The sequence below is a fragment of the Limosilactobacillus vaginalis genome (genome assembly GCF_025311515.1).
In the GTDB taxonomy this organism is placed as follows: Bacteria; Bacillota; Bacilli; order Lactobacillales; family Lactobacillaceae; genus Limosilactobacillus; species Limosilactobacillus vaginalis.
In genome coordinates this window covers 44,267-66,791 of record NZ_CP104399.1, presented here as the reverse complement: position 1 = coordinate 66,791, position 22,525 = coordinate 44,267, and the positions used below count along the sequence as shown (strand labels likewise).

Sequence of the window (22,525 nt, the reverse complement as noted above, 5' to 3'; positions counted from 1 at the left end):
GTTCCTTATCCCTCCAAACTATATGGCCCACCCTTTTCACCAATAATTTTTACCGTAGATTGAATTGACTGAAATTTTTGCCTTAAGTAACAAATATTTATCCAAACATCTTCAGCATCGGCTTCATCATCAGCACTCCAAACGTGGTTAAGCAAGTCATCAGCAGTTAGTTTCTTGCCTGCATTGAGGATAAAGTACCCTAACATTTGGGTTTCTTCACGAGAAAGGCTGATTGAATTACTGCTTTCAAGGACCTGCTCATCACTATCCAAGTGCAAATCAGCAAACTCAAGATCGCCATCACCATAATCCTTCGCCCGCCGTTCTAACGAGCGCAACCGTGCAAGTAATTCCTTAAGCGAAAATGGCTTCGTTAGGTAGTCATCGGCTCCCGAGTCTAATCCATTAACTCGGTCGTCTTCTTCAGCCATTGCAGTTAACATCATGATATAGGTCCGATCACCGCGCGCCCGAATCTCTTTTAAAGCCTCGATCCCATTTTTTATTGGCATCATAATATCTAAGATTATCGCATCGTAGGCATTCTTTTGCGAAAGTTCAACTGCAGCCTGACCATTTTCAACGGCATCAACTTGATAACCGCTTTGTTCCATTGCCATTTTCAAAACTCGCGCTAGTTGTTCTTCGTCTTCAGCAAGTAAAATTCTCATCTTAATTACCACCTAATCTTCCCGAATTAACTGACGAATGGTTTCCATTTGAATATCACACGAGGCAAGCTGATCTGCACATCGCTTTAATTCCTTACCGATTCGTTCTGGATTTTTTATCTTATGCTTATATTTGATTTCATGTTCCAAACTGGCCCATGAATCCATTGCAATTGTCCGCAACTGGATTTCGACATAAAAGTGACCTGGATTCTGCCCATCAATATCTTGGTAGTTTTCGGTTACGTCTAAGATTAAATGATAGCTTCGGTAACCATTCGGCTTAGCATTCGTAATGTAATCTTTTTCTTTAACGACTGAACACCAATCACTATTACGTAAAATCGTCAGACACCGCTCAATATCACTAATAAAATTACAAACAATCCGAATTCCTACAGCATCTTTGCACTTTCGTAATGCTGATTCAGCCGTTAGCGGATAATTTTTTCTTTGACACTTTTCTTCCATGCTGGCTGGTGTCTTTACCCGGCCAATTAAGTGTTCATATAATTTTGGCTGTTGACTAGCAACTTCTTGTTGGTTTAATTGGCGAATCCGCTTTTCAACATCAAGAAGAATATTATCTAACGTTCCTTCATAAGGGCCATAGATCGACATGATCAACACTCCTTGTCATCTTTTAACTCTTTTTATTATAACAAGCTTTCCGTAAACCCTTTAACAATAAGGGATCCTTAATATAAATATAAAAAAGCAAGGGATCCTTCAAGTTTGGATCCCTTGCAATTAATTCTTTATCATCATGGTTCTAGCCCACCACTTGTAGGAACGGCTAAAATAAAGTTGAGGATTCGATTAGCATAGCTCTTTGAACCCATATAGTCTTTAATGGTCGAGTTTAGTTCGCCTAAATTATCGGTAATAATCCCGTCAACATGGTTATACATCATCTGCTTCATAACATTACTATCATTAACAGTCCAAGAATATACCACATCTTTTTGACGGTGGGCTTGCTGAATAAATTCAAAGTTTAACGTGGAATATTCCATTGAGTACCCATCGGCAACGCTCTTTGGATAAGAAAAGTTGTACGGTTGGATATAAAGCACCTTTAACTTCGGATTCAACTGTTTCAATCTCGCAACAGCGTGATAATCGAGTGAATGGACTAAGTCATGATCCTTAATAATTCGTTTTCCGTACTGACGATTAAACCGTTTAAGCATCCCCTTAGAATCTGTAGGCGTGGTCTTCACCTCAATCAACAATTTTTGGTGAAGCTTTTCCGCTGCATTGAGGTACTGATCAAAGCTAGCGATTTTAGCATGGTGATCGTTTTCGTGAGCAGTTAAACGAGTCAGTTGGGCTAGTGTTAATTCATGTGGCGTCTTGTTAACCCCGGCTAATTTCTTTAGGTTTTCATCATGGAGAACCACAAATTTATGATCCTTTGTCTCATGAATATCCATCTCAACATAGGTTGGGTGTAAACGGTGAGTCTTCTTCATTGCAGGAATGGTATTTTGAACCCCATTTTCTTCCGCAACCCCGCGATGAGAAATTGTGACCGGCCGCGTCAACCCAGAACCTTTGAGGTAGTAATAATTATTAACTACCGCTAAACTACCGGCAAAGACTGCTAGCAAGGTAATTGCAGTCCAACCATGCCAACTACTCTTTCTTACCTGTTCATCACTTGTTGAAAAATCATCGAGTAAAGAAATCACTATCTGTAAGGCAATGGTCCCCGTCCAAATTGTTAGCAATTCACTAATAACCTGCACTAATGTCAAATTAAAAATTGCCATTACAAAAGCAAATTTCCCGGGAAATAAATCCATTAGCGTCTGTAAACCAAAAATTAATAGGTAAAATAAGCCTAGACTTATTGTGGTTACTACCCCAAGTACAATTAAACGTTTAACATATTGCCACCACTCTAATTTCCGTGTGAGCTGCCAGCTTCTAACTAGAGCATCACGAGTACGGCGACGTTGATAAATCATTAAGGGCAAAGTGAGAATCAGCCGAATCCCAAGAATTGTAATGATAACGTAGAAAACAATCAAGCCAGCTAACAGCATATTGTTCCGCGTCATAAAGTCGAAAATAAACTCAGGAATTTGAACCTTCGAAAGTAATGGCGTCCGAAATACCAGATCCACAAAAGGCAGAACGAGAATAAAGTAAAGAAGCATTAGTGGTAACGAGCCAGGACGAATATTCTGTATCGCTATCCACGATTCTTTCATCAGTCGTTTGAAACTAGCCTGGTTACCCAGAATCAACCGCAGTCCCAATAGAAGGAACGCAAACTGCCAATAAATCACAAGAAGCAGGAGCACTAGTTCGATTAATAGCCCAATCACTACCATTGTGTGTTGTGTTACTAGTATTCCAATGTTTTGGTAAGAAATAAATGGGATTCCGCCCGCTTGCAAAATATAGGTCGTTGCTAACCGAAAAAGCGGGATAAAGATCAGCTGGTTAGCAAGATCCATCCCCACAAATAAAATGATAAAAGATATCCAATGTTGCCAAAAATTCTTTGAATACTGGCAAAGGTTACGCCAAATTACTTTCAAAACTACTCCCTCTTCAACTATTCATTCAGTGTCTTTTATGTCCTTACCATTATACAGCACTCATCATTGACGAACCTGCTTAATATTGGCAAGCGCAATGGCTGAATGATGATTAAAGAAGACTCTCCCGCGCTCGGGCTTAACTACCGATACCTGATCACAGAACTCTTCATAGTAGCCGACGTCATCATTAAAGCAGTTAATCACAACCGTTTGCTTCGTTCCTGCTAAGGACTGAAGGACATTAAGCAGGTGTGCTTCTACTTTAGCCGGAAGATACTTTTTATGAGAATATATTACTGCCTTTTGGTGAATTAAATTATTAAATCCCGTCAATGCTGCAAAAGGTGAAAATTGACCCGCGCGATCTGATTGTGGCATTGGCAAATGCCCCTTTGAATGTTGATAAGGACGCTTCATGATGTCGTTATACCGAGAAGTATCGGTAAATAATTTCTGCTCAATGATTTCTTTTTCATCCATTGCTATGCTTGATGACCCCCAATTTGAGCGTTTCGTTCTTTAGTTGTCGATCCCTTTTTCAAATCTGCTAAGTGCAGGACAACATTTTTGTTACCTAGTTTCTGCTGAAGTTTAAGGATCGTCGTTTGTAGCTTTTGGTCACGCTGACGCTTAATTGCCGCTACTCGCTCTTGTTTAATCTCCCTTTGCGGATCCTCAAAAAGATTAACCTGTTTGAAGTGCGGTGTTTTTGCTGCAATATCCTCATCAATCATGTGAGTAACAATTAACGTTATCTTCCTGATTAGCAGGTTAGGATTAACGCATTTTTCGTAAAGTTGCTTATAAATTTGCCTTAACTCTGAGCCGGATGCTGTTGGCAGGTCAAGTTTTTGATGTGCATGACTGGGTTTAGCCGTTCTCCGACCATAAAAGTCTTCAACTACCGGTCCCTGGTAATTAGGTGCATACTGAAGGCTCTGCGGATCATAGTTAATGACAATCCCAAAATCAGCACTAACTACATGTCGTTTGACCATACTCAATGCAACTGAATCAACCATCCCCTGAGCCGCAGCTAACCCTTCATGATACTTATATGGCCTCATTAGGACTTGACTAGAATATATCCCGTGTTCTTCTGAATGGTAGTTCTTAATATCCGTAATCGTTGCTGTTTCATGTCCCCACGCATGATCGATGAGTAGTTCCGCGTTCTTACCGAATTCACGATAAAGGATCTCTTCATTCAACGGATCCGATAACTTACCGAGCGAGCAACGGGCAATGTCCCCCATGGTATGCAAGCCTAATTTTTCCAATCGTTTTGCATAACCGCGACCAATTCGCCAAAAATCTGTCAGGGGCTGATGTGCCCAAAGATAGCGTCGATATTGGTACTCATTCATTTGAGCAATCCGGACACCATCTCGGTCAGCAGGAATCCGTTTTGCAACAATATCCATCGCCACTTTTGCTAAGTAAAGGTTTGTACCAATCCCGGCCGTTGCAGTAATTCCGGTTTCTAACTGAATCTGTTGAATAATTTGTTTTGCCAGTGTATGAGGCGATACTTGATGATCATGAAGGTAGTCTGTAACGTCCATCATCACCTCATCGATCGAATAGGTATGGATGTTTTCGGGTTTAATAAACCGTAGATATATTCCATAGACTTCTGCACTCTTTTCCATATAAAAATGCATTCGTGGTGGAACGATCCGGAAGCCAACCCGTAAGTTAGGCGACTTTAACAACTTCCCTCGGTAGATTGAACTATGCTTAGAGAGGTGGTGACACGTTGCTTTCTTTGCTCGTTCCCGGTTTAACCGATCAACGATTTGTTGAACTTCATATAAGCGCGGTCGACCAGGGACTCCAAATTGCTTTAAAGCTGGTGATACAGCCAAACAAATTGTCTTATTAGTTCGTGACCGATCTGCAACGACTAAGTTAGCATTTAACGGGTTCAAATGATGAGCAATACACTCAACCGATGCATAAAATGATTTCAGATCAATCGCCATATAGATTCTTTGTTGGTCATTCATCAGCTATTTTCCTTTCACTGTTTTTATTTATTATAACATCTTAATCGAACAAACGGTCGATAAAAACGCAAAAAAATGATCCCGACAATATGTCTAGGATCATCCATTTAAATATTTAGATCTTAAAAATCAACATCATCCGGATCTGCACATTGGCCACCGAGGTTAGTCAAAAGACTAATCTTCTTCATTTCGTCATCAGTTAACGTAAAATCAAAGATGTCCTTGTTTTGAATCATCCGATTTTCGTGAACTGACTTTGGCAGCGGCACAATTCCTTGCTGAATAACCCACCGTAAACTAACCTGTGCAGGCGTTTTATCGTACTTATCAGCAATTTGCAGAATTGTTGGGTTAGTCATTACGCTTGCTCCTTGTCCGCCAAGCGGGGCCCAAGCTTCTACCAGAATATTATGTGCTTGTAAATACTTTACCTGTTCAGTATGGGGCCAACCAGGATGAACCTCGATTTGGTCAACAGCTGGAGCTACCGTTGCGGTCTTCATTAAGTCAACAATATGGTGCGGCATAAAATTACTTAAACCGATTGCCTTAATTTTGCCCTCTTTATACAGGTCTTCCATTGCCCGCCAGGTTTCAGCGTTAATTTTACTTGCATCAGTACCGAATTGCTTTTGGTTTGCTGGCCAGTGAATTAAGTACAAGTCAAGGTAGTCCATTTGAAGCCGATCCAAAGTTTCTTGAAAGGCTTTCTTTGTCGATTCATAACCCCGATTGTCGTTCCACAACTTGCTGGTTACAAAGAGGTCTTCTCGGTCAATTCCAGAATCCTTAATTCCTTTACCAACCGCTTCTTCATTACCATATACAGCTGCCGTGTCAATGTGACGGTAACCAACCTTGATTGCATCAGCAACCGCTTTTTCGGCAACGTCAGCGGGAGTCCGAAACGTCCCGTAACCGACACACGGAATTTGGGTCCCGTTATTTAAATTCATCTTTGAGTTAATATCAGTTAATTCAATCATTCTTTTTCACTTCTTTCATACTTACTATTATATAGTCTTTCTCTCATTTAGGGTAATTTTTAAAATGTCTCTTTCTACTTTATTAAAATTCTATTATAATACTATTAAAATAATTCAAGGAGGTTTTCTATGCGACCACGAATTGCAATTCCAGCAGACACTTTAACTGAGGCTACTAATATTATTAATGAGCGTAACGCTGCTTATGCTCCTCGGCCACTAATCGAAGCAATTGTTAAATCAGGAGGCCTCCCGGTAATTTTTCCTAGTGTGGATCCTGAGTTAATTCCCAACTATCTTGATCTTTTCGATGGGATTATTTTTGCGGGTGGCAGTGACGTTGATCCCACTTTTTACGGTGAAGAGCCGCATCAAGAATTAGGATCTACATACTTCAAACGCGATTTATTTGAAGTTGCGTTAGTTAAAGCCGCGCTAGAAGCAAATAAGGCATTAATGGGAATTTGTCGCGGAATGCAAGTAATCAATGTTGCTCTCGGTGGAACTGTTTTTCAAGACTTATCAGAAGATCCGCGGCAAACCCTAAAGCACTCCCAAAATGCTCCGGGAAACTTTCCGTCCCACCATGTTAATGTAAAACAGGACAGTCGAATCTTTAACTTGGTTGGTTCACGGCCCTATGTTAACTCTCGTCATCACCAAGCATTAAACCAAATTGGAAACGACCTAAGAGTAACAGCACGAGCTGATGACCAAATTCCCGAAGCTATTGAATCGATCGATAATGATCGTGTTCTGGCTGTTCAATGGCATCCAGAAAACATGTTTAAGCATTATGATTATTCACAAGCGCTTTTCGCTGATCTAATTCAACGAGCACAAGAATAAATAAAGAGAAGAGGTAAGAAAAACTTGCCTCTTCTCTTTATTTATCTACTTAATGCTTTTCGTAACTCGTCTGAGCTATAAATTTTCCCATCTTCAAATCCCTTAAACGGATTAATCGATTCCTGAGCTGCAACCTGATAACGTTTTGCTCGACGAAGTGCATATTCCGTTAACGAACCATCTTTGACGTAGTTTAGCAGTTTAGCACTTGGTGTTGTCAGTGGATTTTCAACCCGATCTTCTAAATCTTCAAGTACTTCAGCATATTCTGGTCCCAATTGAATTTGATTTGCATACCGTTCAAGACTCTTCACTAGTGCCCGAGCAGTTGCTTGGTACTTGCAGTTTTCCCGTGGATCTTCTTCCGCAACGACCTCATTCATCTTATCAGCGTTTTTTAGAATATCATTAACTTCCTCTTCATTTAATGCTGGGTGCATGATGAAGTAACTAGCAAGCAGCCGGATAAACCGTAACGTCCCCGTACGAATCCCAACTGAACTACTTGGATCAAGATCGAGCATTCGTAATTCAAGGTATTCGATTCCATTTTTCGGTAAATCCTTAAGATTGCGATTACCCTTAAAACGGACTGAGCCGTGAAATTCATAGTCTGATGTTAGGACACCATCCTTAACTCCCTTTTCAATTCGCGCAATGTATCGATCAAGATTGGTAAAGTCGCCAGTAAACTTGGTACCGAATCCGTACTTGCTTTGGCGAATGCTCCGAAGCGGGTGTTGAGGTCCTTGACCATTTTCAAAGTAGTTTGCTTCCGCAATTGGACTAGCACCAAACAGGTAAGTGATAAACCAGCGATAGCGAACAAAGCCTTGCGCTAATATTGTGTAAAGGTAGTTACGGACTTCCCGCTCATCTTTAAACTTTCCCGGGAAATGTTTTTGAACTAGTGCAATAACGTGTTGATCAATACTTAAGTTGATGTGAGCACCACAGGGAGTTCCCTGTGAGTAGCCATGACGCTTTGCCCATTCCTTTAAATACGCCTCTTTTTCGGGGCCCATCTTAGCCAGCCGCAATTTCCGCTTATCCTTTGGCAACCGTGGTGGCATTGATAAGGGCCAAAGTAATTCTCCAGGAGCTAGTGCAGAACGCAACGAATTATTGATAACGTATAAATAGTGCATTGCATCAAGTGCGTGTTGAGCAGACGGCGTTACCGTTTCAGACATTGTTTCCAAAAAATCATTGGTAATCCATGGATTGGTCTTTTCATCACCAATTGCCGATGGATATGGCTCCTGGCTAATGTTACCATTCTCATCCACCCGTTGCATTTCGATTTCAAGGCCCATTGTAAAATCCTGAGTCTTTGCAACAGCCTCATTATCAAAGATTAATTGACCAATTTGACTGAACATTGCTGTCCCTCCTCATAACTCTCTCATTATTTTCTAATAATATACATGTTATGTTCCTCTAAGGCAATATTCAATCATAAATACTAAAGATTATTAAGTTCACTACTGAACTAGGCCGCTGTTTAAGTAATAGTACAAATAAAATTTAAGTATTTATTCAATTACTAACGCTTATCCTACTCTGTTCGTAACTCACTAACCAACTCATTAACTTGTTGTTGCTGTTTCGAGGTTTGATAAAATCTCCTTACTAATTGCCTTACCGTTACTTCCTTTTTTCGTCTTATTTGGTTATTTTGACTATCCTTAATCTCAACAGTTTGATCTTCATTAACTGAAAAATAGATGATTCTCTGCCTCTCACCCGCTGCAATTAGGAAGCTTTCATTTTCTCCAATTCCTTTTGGAACGGTATCCGATGGTTTAACGACACCATAGACTAGTTGATTGCTATTAAGCTGTTCTGTTAACCACTTTGGATCCATTGCTAAACCTACTAAAATGCTTAACTGTTGATCGGTTAACCTTAGGCGTGACTTCTGACTGGTCTCCTGCACGGTTTTTGGCTTCTCATTATGACTATCTTTTAGCGCAATATTAACAGCTCCTCCTACTCCTATTCCAATTACAACCACTACTAATCCTAGAAATTTAATTATCTTTTGTCGTTTCATCGTTCATTCCTCAATCTAATCAAAAAGGAAACACAACGAAGAATTTCAACGTTGCATTTCCTTTAATTATGCAGTGATATTCACTTTTAGCAAGAATGGATTTAACTGTTAATACCATCCATCCTCCTCCCAATTATCCAACTGAACTAATATTCTTAATTATTCATTTGATAGAGAGTTAACATTAGTTCATTTGTTTCTTAATTGCTGCCAGCGAAACATCACCAGTTTCAGCAAACTTAACATCGGCATCCTTCAATTCTGAGCCGAAGCCGATGGAAAGTTCACCAGCACGATTAATTGATTCAATTCCTGCTTGAGCATCCTCTAAGCCTGCTACTTGGTCAGCAGGAAGGTTCATTAGCTTAGCTGCTTCACTATAAATCTCTGGGTCTGGTTTACCGTGAGTTAACTTAGCAGGATCCACAATTCCTTCAAAGTAATCAGTAATTTGTAAGTACTTTAATACTTTAGGTGCATTCTTAGAAGCTGAGGCCAAAACGATATGGTAGTTGTTTTCCTTTAATTCGTCCAGGAAGTCCTTCATTCCTGGAAGAATATCAGCAGGAGTCAATGTTTCAACTAACTTAATGTAGTTGTCATTCTTTTCGGTAGCCAATGCTTCTTTTTCTTCTTGAGAGTAGTCATTCTCATGACCGCCAGCCTTCAGGATCAATTCTAGGGAATCCATCCGGCTAACCCCCTTTAAACTGTCCGCAAGTTCAGGAGTCCATTCTGTGCCAACTTTATCAGCAAGTTGGTGCCATGCTTGACCGTGAAAACGGGCAGTATCAGCGATTACACCATCAAGGTCAAAAGCAAAACCTTTCAAATCTTCAAACTTCATTCTCGAAATTCCCCCAGTAATTACTTCAATTCAAGCTTCTTACCGTCAAGATCAATGGTAATTGGGTCACCTGATACCAAGTCAATCTTAGTACCGTGCTTGTCAACCTTAACCTTCAAGATCCGACCACGGAACATTTGACGGAATTGGTATGAGTTCCACTTCTTAGGAAGGAATGGTGCATAGTGTAACTCGTTACCCCGAACACGCATGCCAGCGAATCCTTGAACGATATCAAGCCATGAACCAGTCATTGAAGTGATGTGTAAACCATCTGAAGTATCGTTATTATAGTTATCAAGGTCAAGACGAGCTGAACGTTCATATAATTCAACAGCCTTGTCTTCGTAACCAATATCAGCAGCGATGATTGAGTAAACAGAAGCAGAAAGACTTGATTCGTGAACCGTAAATTGTTCGTAGAAGTCAAAGTTGTTCTTCTTTTGTTCCTTAGTAAAGTCATCAATGAAGTCCCAAAGACCTTGGATAACGTCCCCTTGCTTTACGTATGGTGAACGTAAGATCCGGTCCCATGACCAGTGTTGGTTAAGTGGTAATTGATCGCTTGGAATTTCAGAAACTGGTGTTAAGTCCTTGTCCATGAAGCCATCATTTTCTGGGAAGATGTCACGTTCCTTATCGTAAGGAAGGTACATGTTATCAACGATTCCCTTCCAACGACGCTTTTCGTCTTCGGAAACATTAAGCTTCTTAGCAACCTTATCGTCAACTTCGTCTAAGATTTCAAGAGTATACTTAAGAGTCCAACGGCAAAGAAGGTTAGTGTACCAATCGTTGTTAACGTTGTTATCATATTCATCAGGACCAGTTACGGCGTGAAGCATGTACTTGTTCTTGTTTTGTGAGTAGTGAACACGATCTGCCCAGAAGCGAGAAATTTCAGTTAAGACTTCTGCACCTTCGTTGAGAACGTATGACTTATCGCCAGTATATTTAGTGTAAAGGTAAATAGCAAAGGCAATGTCCCCGTTACGGTGGATTTCTTCAAAAGTAATTTCCCATTCATTGTGACATTCAATCCCGTTGAAGGTAACCATTGGGAATAATGCACCATCGAGGTCTTGTTGCTTAGCGTTAACAAAGGCACCGTCTAATTGCTTGTAACGGTACATTAACAAGTTCCGTGCAACTTCAGGGTTAGCTACCCCAAGGTAAACTGGAATACAGTAAGCTTCGGTATCCCAGTAAGTAGCACCACCGTACTTTTCACCAGTGAATCCTTTTGGACTGATGTTAAGACGGTAATCATTACCGTAGTAAGTAGAGAAGAGTTGGAAAAGATTGAACCGAATTCCTTGTTGTGCTCCATCGTCACCATCAATTTCAACGTCAGACTTAACCCAACGATCTGCCCATTCTTGAACATGAGGTTCGAGGAGATCGTCAAAGCTTTGGCCATCAAGCTTTTCACTTAATTCATCAAGGTGCTTTTCGATTGCTTCTTGAGAATCAAAGTCACGTGAAGTTACAACGACTGTCCGCTTTTCAAAGTTAACTTCCTTACCAGCAGCAACGGTTCCGGCAAAGTTGTTGTAAGCATCTTTTTCGTCAGTTCCGTCACCAACATGATCAAGGTCGGTCTTGGAAGTGGTCTTCATTCCAACAGTGAATTGTGGAGTACCAAAATCGTTCTTCTTGGTCATGGAAGTTAATTCGGCATGTTCACCATTAGCAGACTTGTTAAGAACATTCCAGAATTGTTCATCATAGTTAGCGTCTTCGTTGTAAACGTCAGCATCAATCATGCTGGTAATTTCTACCTTAGCATCATTAGTGCCACGGTTCTTAATGTGAAGACGTTGGCCAACCAATTCCTTTTGGGTAGCACTTACGAACCGTTCAAAATTGAAGTACATTTCGGTACCGCCAATTTCAACAATAAATTCACGCTCGAGGACGCCACGCTTCATGTCAAGATCAAGCTTAAAGTCCTTTGGTGTTTGCTTAGCAAGGTCAAGTTGTTCGCCGTTAACCTTAATAATTAACTTCATGAAGTTAACTGCGTTGATCATCTTACCGAAGTACTTAGGATAACCATTTTTCCACCAACCAACACGAGTCTTGTCTGGGAACCAAACACCGCCAAGGTATACACCTTGCATGTGGTCAGCTGAGTATCCTTCTTCAAAGAAGCCACGCATTCCCAAGTTTTCGTTAGCTAAACTAGTCATTGATTCTTGAAGACGCTTATCTTCAGGATCCCATTTATGAGTTGCAACGTGCCATGGAGCAATTTCAAATGTTTGTTTCATAATTCAATTCCTTCCTTCTTTAGACAATAGGGCTGTGGCTAATTCCCGTCACAGTCCTATTCTAGTTTAATCTACTTTATTATTCAGCTTATCCGCCTTATTCAGCGTAGGTTTCCTTAATTGTACCAACTGAAAGGGCACCAAGAGCTAACACAATTCCACCAAGGATGAACATGTTAACTTGTGAGTTACCGAAGAGTGGGAACAATGCGAAACTAAGCAATGAGGCAACGATTTGTGGTAAACAAATTGAACCGTTGAAGAGTCCAAGGTAAGTACCCATGTGCTTACCAGACAATGCGTTGGTAACAATTGTTAATGGGTAAGTGTTCATTCCGGCCCATGCAATCCCGACAAGGATGTATGAAATAATCAATGTCCATTGGTCGTGGATAAAGAAGACAGAAATGAATCCAAATGCACCAAGAAGCAAACTACCAGCATAGCCTAGCTTGTGGTACTTGTTAGGAACCTTAGCTAAAACATATGACCAAACAACAGCAGCGATTGATTGAACGGCAGCTAAAACACCGTACCAGTTACCAGCGGCTTGGTAACCTGCTGAAGTAGCGTTGGTAGTATCCCAAACGTTCTTCGCAATAGCACCTGCTGAGTATGTCCAGAGGTATTGGAAAGCAAACCAGCAGAAGAATTGAACAAGGGTTACAGTCCAGAATGCCTTAGGAGCAGTCTTTAGTAAGGTGAACCAGTTTCCACCTTCCTTGTTATCTTCTTCAGTAATTCCGTGATACTTAGCGTAAGTTGCTGGGTCATATTCGTGAACCCGGAAAACAGTGAACAGACTAGTAACAACCAGTAAAGCAGCACCAACATAGAAAGCAACCTTAACAGAATCAGGAACAACCCCTTTAGGAGCAATGTTCTTAACCCCGAACCAAGTAAACAGGAATGGGAAGATAGCGGCTAAAACGGCACCGGTGTTTGATAAGAAACTTTGAATACCGTATGCATAACTCTTTTGGTCATCGTTAACCATGTCCCCAACCATCATCTTGAATGGTTGCATTGCAACGTTAGATGACAAATCAAGGAAGGCAACGGTAATAGCACCAAACCACAGTGCAGCTAGTGAACCATACCCGAAGCCAAAACTACCTGAATTTGGCAACAGTAACATAACAATAACAGCAACAATCATCCCTAAAAGAAGGTATGGGAGACGCCGACCACCGAGCTTTGGTGCCCAAGTACGGTCAGAGTAATAACCAACGATTGGTTGAACAACAAGTCCCATCAAAGGTGGCAGGATAAAGAACCATCCTAAGTTGTTAGGGTCGGCACCAATAGTTTGGAAAATCCGACTCATTTGTGAACTTTGCAAGGTGAAGGCAGTCTGAACACCCAAGAATCCGAAGTTGATCATCCAAATTGTACTCTTGGAGAGTGTTGGCAAGCCTGCGCCTGCTGGCTTTTCTTGACTCATAATTACACCCCTATTTATCTTAAAATTAATGCTTCTTGTCATGAAAGCGCTTCATGACTTTTTACAATTAATAATATACCAGATTCCTTACTTTTGCGCAACCGTTTGCATAAAATTTTTGGAAGGGTTTTCTTTGTTTAAAAATAAAAAAGCTGAAATACCAGTAATTTCAGCCTAATTTTTCTTTAATTTTAATTATCAATTAGTGTACGCTCAGACTATTTAACTTGAAACGAGACATAACTGTGATGCTTCATTGGATCAAAAAGCAGCTTAACAGCTTCTCTTCCCAACTCACGGGGACGCAGATCAATCCGCCCATCACTATTTGTCAGCATCCCCATCAACCGACTATTGTTAAAGCAAAATACCGGCAGCGAGCGCTTCTGCACCTCATGAGAAAACCGAACAAATAACAGATCATCAGAGAATAATAAGCCATCTGTTTCGGGATGGTTATTAAGAAAATCATCCAATGAATTTGCATTAGTACCTAGTTGCCAAACAACTGCTTTTAGATGATGAGCTTTCATACATTTATCATATCCAGTAGCCCGTTCGCGCTCAAACAGCCAAGGATCAACCGATTCAAGAAAAGCCGGATGAGTTAAGTGATGAGTTTTTAAAAGTTGTTCTGTGGCCGCTTTCCCGGCAGCAACATTATCGTTATCAACGAACCGATCTGGATGATGATCCGTTGGGTGACCAATAATAACAAAATTAAGGTTATTCTGCCGTAAATAAACCGTTACGGGATCATTACTCATTGCATAGAAAACCAAGAAGTTATGCACTTTAGATTGATCAACCATTGAACGAACCTCTTCAAGCAATTCATCCTGAGTTGCAGCGATTGCAACCACCATTTCATAGTGCAATGGCTGGAGTGCCGTACTAACTCCCCGCATGAGGTCAATATGGAATGGGTTTGCTGGCGCCGTATCTTCAGTGACCGGAAAAATTAGCCCAACCATATTTGATTCCCCGCGAGTAAGATTCCGCGCGGTGTAGTTAGGTTGGTACCCTAACTCTGCCGCAATCTTCTTAACCCGTTCACGTGTCTCCTCACTAATTCGCGGATTATCATTCAACGCCCGTGATGTCGTTGAAACGGATACTCCCGCCTGTTTTGCAATGTCCTTAATTGTTACCATTACGGCCGTCCCTCGATTTCAAATGGAATAAACTCACCTAATTCTACCAGGTAGAGTCCCATCTGAACAACCGGTATTGGTTTCATAATATTTAATGCTTGTCGATATAACTCCAGCTGACCACGATAACGACCAGTAATTTTAGCTAATTCAAATTCTCGATACTGAGGATTAATATGATCGGTTTTATAGTCGACTAAAGTAATTCCTTTAGGCGTTTCTAAATAGCCGTCAATAATCCCATGAACCAGGATTCGCTCATCATCCCTTGCTTGAACCTCTTTAAATAGTTCATGACCATTCATTATCATCGCAAATGGTTCTTCCCGATGATAGTTTTGCCCATTGGCGATAATCTGTCGTCCTGGATCTGTTTGGAAAAATGCAGCAATTCCTTCCACATTAATAAATGGCGCCACTGCAGAGTTAATTAGGTGTTCCTTAACTAGTTGCTGAATCTCTTTTTGGACTTGCTTCACCGTGATCTCTTTGTCGTTTAGCGGTAATTTTTGAAATACCAAGTGCGTGGCAGTTCCGACTTCTGTTGCCGCTGGCGATTGATCACCTTGTTGAATAAACTGTGGTGTCGCAAAATCGTTTCTTAAATAAAGTCCGCGGTTCTTCACCTTTCGTTGCTGTTCATAATCCCACTGACCCATTTCACGATTATCCGGATCTTCAAATACCCGTTTTACATCCGTAACTGATTGATAGGCCGTCGTTTTGGTTGCGACTTCGTGTGGATAACGAAAGGCAAGCACTTGATCAATCTCCTTTGCTGACGGGGACTTAAGTGATTGCGAACCTACTTCATCCGCTACATTGATTGGCTTAGTTAATTTTTCCAGTTGTTGCTCAACATCAGTAGCGGTAAAAGTTTGGGCAACGAAGAATGGTTCTGTCGCCATTCCGGTAAATCCTTTTCCCGTATTAAGGGGACTATCTTCCAAAATAATTCCCTTATCTGTTATGTCATCCCCTGAAATACTTAACTTAGCAGCATTAAACTGCTTAGAATACCGTGCAAGCGCTAAACCGATCCAATCCATAAAGGACTTCACACTTATCCGTAACTGCGAACCAATCAATTGCTGGTTGCTTTGGAATGCTTTTTGCCAACCATTCCATGCTTCAACTAGTTTTTGGCCCCTTCGCGTTTCGTTAAACGATGCCGTAATGATCAGCCGCTGTTCAGCTCGGGTTAGCGCAACGTAGAGGACCCGCAAGTCTTCTGCTCGTTCGCCTTGCTGAATATTATTTAAAATAATTTGTCGCTGTGGCGTATCATAAACTAGCCGTTGCTGATCCATTACCTTAATACCAACTCCAGAATTCGGGTCAACAACCGCATTTTCCCGAACAGCCGCGTTATTAAAATGATGGTTTGTATTAATCAAGAAAACAACTGGAAATTGAAGACCCTTGCTCCCATGAATTGTCATTACGTTAACGGTATTCGTATCTAATTGTGTTGGCGCTACCCCCAGATCCTGATCATGTTCCTGCATTTTTTCAATAAAGCGCGTGAACTGGTAAAGACCCTTAAAGCTACTTTGCTCATAAGTATGCGCCCGCTCATATAGTGCATGAAGGTTGGCCTGTCGTTGTTGCCCACCCGGCATTGCACCAACGTAGTCTAAATAACCCGTTTCCTGATAAATATGCCAAATTAAATTAACTAAGGTTTGTTGTTGAGCTACTTGCCGAAATTCAGTTAATTGCTCAATGAAAGTAGTTAGTTTCTGCTGAAGACGTGTTAACTGATCAGAATTCAATGCTGACGATTGCTGAAGGTGGTGACTTTCAAAGTTGCTTTGACACGTCGTTAATGCCGTATAAAAGTCTGCCCGCCGGTTTTGAAGCCGAATAAAAGCTAACTCTTTATTACTAAGGCCAACAATTGGTGAACGAAGAACTGCAACTAACGGAATATCTTGCTTAGGATTATCAATAATCTTTAGCAATGCCATCATTACCCTGACTTCCGTTGCTTGAAAATAGCTTTCGACATCATGAACTGTCAGCGGAACTTCCAGCTCATTAAACTGTTCCATTAAAGTATTATTAATGTTCTTTGTTCGCTCAAGGAGAACGATATCCCCATACTTAACTGGCCGCATTTGCTGTGTTTTTTTATCGTAAATCAATTCTTTATTAGTTACCATCTGTTTGATTCGCATGGCAACCATCCGTAGTTCTCCAGTTAACTTATCGTCTTCTTGGGGAAGTTTAGGATTGGCGTTGGCATCATAAAGCAATACCTCAGCAGGGGTAACCTGGTTATCTGGATTTTCGTCGTAATAGGTTGCGGCATACTTCAAATGAGCATCCTTATCATAATCAATCTCACCGACCTGACGATCCATCAACTGTTCAAATAGAACATTTGTAAAACCGGTCACGTTTTGCATTGACCGGAAGTTTTCTGCTAGAACAATTGATTCACCACCCTTTCCCTTACGATAATTCTCATATTTTGCAAGGAAAAGAGTTGGATCTGCCTCACGAAAACGGTAGATTGACTGTTTTACGTCACCAACCATGAATAAGTTTTGCTGATCTGGACTGGCTAATTGCATCAAGATCTTTTCCTGAAGCGGGTTGGTATCCTGATACTCATCAATCATAATTTCTTGATAGTGTTCACGTAATTCGTTAACAAGGGTAACCCAATCTGGCTGATCCGCAGGTGGCGTTAAGATTTGGTAAGCATAGTGCTCCAAATCGCTAAATTCTAAAACATGACGATTCAATTTTGCTTGTTGGTAAGCTCGTGAAAACTCAATTGTAACCGCTGATAATTCATTTAGGATTCCGGCCGCATGATTTGCAACTTGCCGGAAACGTTGTTCATCATATTCAAAGTAATCTGTCGCTAAGGATTTCAGTTGTTCTTTGAGTCCGTTTCGCGCCTTTATTAATGACTGGTAAGTCTCATATTCGGGATCCTTCTTCTTTGCCCCGCCACTCATTCGAGCATATTTAACTCCCTGAAATGCGGCACGGATGTCTCCCCACTGGTCTTGATCCAAACTCGTGATCAGATCCCTAATTTGTTCCTGGTCACTTTTGATAATTTCAGCTGGTTTATCATATCCAAGGTCTGCCATTCGAATACTCAATTCGGCATAGTCATTCATCAGCTGTTTCAAATTATTTTTAACAACTGGTTTTAGCTGTTCTTGATAGAATTTGGTACTAGTAATTGAATCATTTCCCAGGAAATAATTGTCAGCTAGTCCTTGTAACCAGCTCTCCGGTTCTGGCTGAGCATTTGCTGTTTCATATAACTTCAAAACCAGATCATCTAATCCTTGTGCGTCACGGTCATTAGAGAAATTAGTTACCAGTTCGCTAAAGCTTGCCCGCTCATCATTGGCTTGCTCAAGTGGTGATTCATATAGTTTTTCACTAACTTGTTGCCAGATTTCTTCTTGAAGAAGGAGACGCTCGGTATCATCCGTTAATAGCCGAAATTGAGGATCTAAATGGATTAAGTAATAGTAGCGCTTTATTAGTTTTAGGCAAAAGGCGTGAATGGTACTAATATCGGCCGTAGCTAACCGATTAATTTCATTAATCATTCGCCGCTGCTGTTGCTGTTCTTCAGCGTTATGCACTGGTTGGCGGACTGCTTCTTGGAGAGCTTCACGAATCTTATCCCGCATACTCTTTGCCGCGGCATCCGTAAAGGTCACCATCAACATCCGATCGACATGAATTCCCTCTCTGATCAATTTAATAGCACGTTCAACCAAAACTGCTGTTTTCCCTGATCCTGCTGAAGCGGAAACAAGAATGTTCTTCCCACGATCATCTATCGCTCGTTGTTGACTTGGCGTTGGGTTAAATATTGCCATTACTCTTTAGTCCCTCCTTCTTTCTTTGCATTATCAAAATCTTCCTTCGCTTTCCGTGGATCAAGCTGACGGTAACGCTGCTGATCCAGCATATTGTCAAATTGGTAAATATCCTTGAAGTCGCTATAGTCTAATCCTGTTGACCGTTTACTTCCCTCAATTAACCGGTAAGGATTTAACTTAACCTGTCCCTCAAGGATTTTATCTCCCGCGGCAATAATTAATTGTTTATTCCATTCTTGGAGCCAGTGTAACTGATCAGGAGTAACAAGGAGCGCGTCCTTTTTAGCAGAAATGCCGCCCTTTTTAGTAACCTTTAACGGGTACAAGACCGACTGATTATCTTGAAGTTTCTGATCGAGCGAGTCAAGGATCGCTGGTTCATTCAGGAGAATTCCCTTGTATTCGTGGGAGCTTAACTGTAACTCTTCTAAATCCTTATGCTGGTTTCGTTTCCAATCAAACTTGGGATTATTTAAGTGCAGGTATAATGCTCCCGCAAGCCGTGCTGTTGGCTCGTCTAATTCCTGCAGATTGCTTTGTAACCCATTTAAATAGGTTAATAACTGTAAGGAAATGCCATAGTAAGCCGATGTAAGGTCAAAGGTATGGTTGCTTGATTTGTAATCAACAACGGTAAGAAAATCACTTGGCTGTAAAAGATCAGTTAACTGCTCCTTAGGAAGGCGATCAATTCGGTCAATTCGGCCACGCAAATAAATCCGATCTCCAGAAGCTAATGGGTAGTCTAATGCTTTCAAGTTAACTTGATTTGGACTGCCAATCCGGCCAAATTGCGCTTCAGTCTTAAAAGGTCGAGCCTCAGTATACTGAGCTTGCTGACACATTGTTTTAAGCATTGTTGTCACAATCGTCCGTAACTGGTGATACTGGAACTTTGCCTGGGTTGATGATTCCGTTAGTCGGACTAATTCAGGCTGGTTCTTTTCAGCGGCCTGTAACGCCTCATCAATAAACCTTCTTAATTCCTGCGAATCAGCTACTAACTCCTTTAATTCAACTTGTTGTTGACGAGTGTTATTAATAAAGGTCTCCATCGCCTTATGGAAGAAAGTCCCGATCCGATCAGAAGACATTTCAAGGCGGTCCCGTTTTTGAAGTTGTAAACCATACTTTAAGAAATATTCGTACTGATTAATGTAAAAGTTTTGCAACTGTGAAATTGAAGCATACAAAACCCGTTGTCCACCCTTATTAGGGGTACCGTGGAGATATAATGCTTGCGCTAACGTTGCTCCAATGTCGTCCACAACGTTATGGTAATTAAATCCTTGATTTACCATTTCTAAGCGCTGTTGAAGTCTTTTTCCTAAAGCATTATCAGTAGCATCTGAGCTTAACTGCCACTGCTTTGCTAATAAAATCAAATCCTGTTTAATTTTTTTCCAGGCCGATGGCATCTGGACTGGTGCAGCAACTGCTTTTTGGTCATCCCGTACCTGACGGCCTACCCGCACTAGCTGACTTAGACTAGCTTCCGGACTACTGATGAACTGCTGAGCACTTTCCCTACCAACCTTACTAGTTACTAATGGCGAATTAATAATCGGTTGCTGGAGATAAGCAGCCAAGTCGCGCATATATGGTGAAATCGTCAACTCTTTATCATCATTGGTTGCTTGTGGAGCCGTGAAAATCAACTGTTGCTTTGCAGAAAGCATCCCCAAATAATGCACAAATGGTTCATTATTCAATTCTGTTATCATGTCAGCCGGTAAGTATTGAAAATCATCATCTAAATATGGAGCTAAGATCTGCTTATCTTGATCAGTCAGTAATCCATCGTTTTCGCGTACTTCTGGCATCACATCATCAGTTGAGCCGATCATAAAGACAACCTTTTTATTTTGACTTTGCACAATTCCCGTTTCGGAAACAACCACTTGATCAAGCGTTGCTGGAATTTGGGAATATTGGGCTGCTGAGAAACCGGCTTGGATAATCTCATTAAATTTTTCAAGATAATCGTCGATATTCTCCTTGTCCAACTGATCTTCTCCAAGGATCTCGACATATTCTTGAAGGATCTGGCAAAACTTTTCCCAAACTTGTTGTGGCTGACGTGCCAAATCAAGATCACGAGTACTCTGATATTGTTGCCATTGATATAGTCGTTCAGTAACCCCATTTTGTTGCAAAAAGTTAAACAGCATCGTTGCCAACTCCCGGCCTGATTCTGCTTCCTTTAGTTGGTTTAAAAATGGCACGATTGTTTCAACAACGTAATTATGAACAATCGCTAATTGCTGATTTAATTGTTCTACTTGCGGAGTGGTTGCTTTTTCTCGCTGGTCCTCAGCATCTTTAACGGTCCATAAGTCTGAGTTTATCCAATCCTGTTTTCCGCGAATTGCCTGCTTTAAACACCAATTTTCGGTAGTGAATACCGCTTCTTGAAAAGTCTTGATTGGCATTAACTCACCAGTCGCTAATCGTGGTACCAATAGCCACGTCTTTAGCAACTGCATAATATCTCCTAATTGATACCCTCGTTGGTCAATACTAAACAACGTGCTTAACAAGATTACCAGCGGATGCTGATCCATTTTACGTTCATGATCATCAAAAACCGGTACCTGATTTTGTGCAAAGATCGGCGAGATCATGTTCTGATAACCATCGAGGTGCCGGGTCAAAACTAAGAAATCCCGGTAACGATACTTGCCACTAGCGACCAACTGTCTAATTTTTATGGCTACTTTTTCTAATTCTTCACGACGATTTGCCATTGTATAAAATTGAACCGCTGAAGGTACCGTCAACTGGCTAGTTTCCGTTGTTGAAATTGGTCCTGCTGCATACCGCTTAAAGTAATGATCAACCCTTTGAAGATCATCATTAACTCGCGGTTGTGTTGCAAACCATACATTCGGCTGAAGTTGGATTTGTTGTGGTTCTTGCTGAGCCAGCTTCCAGAGCCGTCGATAAACCATTGCCGAGGAATAGAACAAATCATTTTCGGCAGGAACTTCACTTGGACTAGGGTGATTTTGGTCAGGATAACCCCGATCGAGAACCAGTGAGACCATTGTAGCTGCCCCATTTTCTACTAAAGCATCAACAATTCGTTGTTCACTAGCAGTAAACTGTGCAAATCGATCAATAAAGAAGTGCATGTGATGAACTTCTTTATTAGTTTGTAAATACTTAACTAACTGCAAATAAAGCTCATTATTTCCCAGGAAATTTTGCCGAAGTTGTTCCTCATAAGCATGGTAAATAATCTCAATATCATGCATCTTAGTTAGCCAGACACGGTTAGCCCCTGATGATTGGTCTTGCTGAATTTGCTCAAGGATCACTGAAAAATCGTCCGCTGAAATATTAGCACTTTTTAGTTCTTCTAATTGCTCCGTCAGCTTCTGAATAAAGCCTGGCCGCTTAATTTCGCTTGCATAAAGGTGTAGCTCCTGAGCATGTTCCTGAGCCACTTGGGATGTTAGCATCGTCATTCCGATCTTAGAAATTCGTGGTGTTTGAAAAGCTGGTGTATCACGTAAAAGGAACCACGCTAACCGGCTAAAGGATAGTACCTGAAGCTTTTCTGAAGCAAAGCGTTGATCATTATCAAGGCCCATTCGTTTTCGTAAACCAGCCAAGATACTTATTTCTGTTTCAAATTTAATATGGTTAGGAACCAAGTAGAAAAACCGGTCTTTAGCTGAGGCCTTTTTCATTTGGTCTGCCAGTTGATCGATCATTACTAGTTCATGATCCATTGCACGAGTGCCTAAAACAAAGCCTAGAGTTCCCATGGTGATCCATCCTTTTTACATAAATTCAAATTCAATTTTACC

15 protein-coding genes are annotated in these 22,525 nt (G+C 41.0%); 1 reads left to right on the top strand and 14 read right to left on the bottom strand.

Annotation, left to right across the window (positions count from 1 at the left end; genetic code table 11):
* Positions 1–5: 5 nt before the first annotated feature.
* The 6 genes from N4627_RS00285 to N4627_RS00260 form a co-directional block, all read right to left on the bottom strand.
* Positions 6–671, bottom strand: coding sequence for a response regulator transcription factor (locus N4627_RS00285; protein ID WP_040530896.1), 666 nt, complete (start codon positions 669–671; stop codon positions 6–8).
* Between the two features lie 12 nt (positions 672–683).
* Complete coding sequence (locus tag N4627_RS00280) at positions 684–1,292, bottom strand: GTP pyrophosphokinase (RefSeq protein WP_003716255.1); 609 nt, start codon at positions 1,290–1,292, stop codon at positions 684–686.
* Between the two features lie 143 nt (positions 1,293–1,435).
* Complete coding sequence (locus N4627_RS00275) at positions 1,436–3,223, bottom strand: glycerophosphodiester phosphodiesterase (protein ID WP_260964797.1); 1,788 nt, start codon at positions 3,221–3,223, stop codon at positions 1,436–1,438.
* A gap of 63 nt (positions 3,224–3,286) precedes the next feature.
* A complete protein-coding gene (locus N4627_RS00270) occupies positions 3,287–3,706 on the bottom strand; it encodes a hypothetical protein (RefSeq protein WP_260964796.1) in 420 nt (139 codons plus the stop codon).
* Positions 3,707–3,708: 2 nt separating this feature from the next.
* Positions 3,709–5,235: a Y-family DNA polymerase gene (locus N4627_RS00265; RefSeq protein ID WP_098045203.1), complete on the bottom strand. Its 1,527-nt coding sequence runs from the start codon at positions 5,233–5,235 to the stop codon at positions 3,709–3,711.
* 122 nt (positions 5,236–5,357) lie between these two features.
* Positions 5,358–6,224, bottom strand: a complete 867-nt coding sequence (locus N4627_RS00260; RefSeq protein WP_260964795.1) for an aldo/keto reductase — start codon at positions 6,222–6,224, stop codon at positions 5,358–5,360.
* A 129-nt stretch (positions 6,225–6,353) separates the two neighbouring features.
* Between N4627_RS00260 and N4627_RS00255 the strand changes: the two genes are divergently transcribed.
* Positions 6,354–7,073: a gamma-glutamyl-gamma-aminobutyrate hydrolase family protein gene (locus tag N4627_RS00255; protein WP_098045201.1), complete on the top strand. Its 720-nt coding sequence runs from the start codon at positions 6,354–6,356 to the stop codon at positions 7,071–7,073.
* A 41-nt stretch (positions 7,074–7,114) separates the two neighbouring features.
* Here the strand turns inward: N4627_RS00255 and N4627_RS00250 are convergent, their stop codons facing one another.
* The 8 genes from N4627_RS00250 to N4627_RS00215 form a co-directional block, all read right to left on the bottom strand.
* Positions 7,115–8,455 (bottom strand): glutamate--cysteine ligase, encoded by a 1,341-nt coding sequence (locus N4627_RS00250; protein WP_098045200.1) that lies wholly within the window; start codon positions 8,453–8,455, stop codon positions 7,115–7,117.
* 176 nt (positions 8,456–8,631) lie between these two features.
* Complete coding sequence (locus N4627_RS00245) at positions 8,632–9,129, bottom strand: Lreu_0056 family protein (protein ID WP_098045199.1); 498 nt, start codon at positions 9,127–9,129, stop codon at positions 8,632–8,634.
* Between the two features lie 184 nt (positions 9,130–9,313).
* Positions 9,314–9,976: a beta-phosphoglucomutase gene (gene pgmB, locus N4627_RS00240; protein ID WP_191336922.1), complete on the bottom strand. Its 663-nt coding sequence runs from the start codon at positions 9,974–9,976 to the stop codon at positions 9,314–9,316.
* A gap of 20 nt (positions 9,977–9,996) precedes the next feature.
* Positions 9,997–12,249, bottom strand: a complete 2,253-nt coding sequence (locus N4627_RS00235; RefSeq protein ID WP_260964794.1) for a glycoside hydrolase family 65 protein — start codon at positions 12,247–12,249, stop codon at positions 9,997–9,999.
* A gap of 97 nt (positions 12,250–12,346) precedes the next feature.
* Positions 12,347–13,693, bottom strand: a complete 1,347-nt coding sequence (locus N4627_RS00230) for an SLC45 family MFS transporter (protein WP_040530578.1) — start codon at positions 13,691–13,693, stop codon at positions 12,347–12,349.
* A 218-nt stretch (positions 13,694–13,911) separates the two neighbouring features.
* Positions 13,912–14,847, bottom strand: a complete 936-nt coding sequence (locus N4627_RS00225) for a LacI family DNA-binding transcriptional regulator (RefSeq protein WP_240411372.1) — start codon at positions 14,845–14,847, stop codon at positions 13,912–13,914.
* Positions 14,847–18,707 carry a helicase-exonuclease AddAB subunit AddA gene (gene addA / locus N4627_RS00220; protein ID WP_260964793.1) on the bottom strand — a complete coding sequence of 1,287 codons (3,861 nt, stop codon included), beginning with the start codon at positions 18,705–18,707 and terminating at the stop codon, positions 14,847–14,849. The genes N4627_RS00225 and addA overlap by 1 nt, the downstream gene beginning before the upstream one ends.
* Positions 18,707–22,483, bottom strand: coding sequence for a PD-(D/E)XK nuclease family protein (locus tag N4627_RS00215; protein WP_191336918.1), 3,777 nt, complete (start codon positions 22,481–22,483; stop codon positions 18,707–18,709). Before N4627_RS00215 ends, addA begins: the two co-directional genes overlap by 1 nt.
* Between the last annotated feature and the right edge of the window lie 42 nt (positions 22,484–22,525).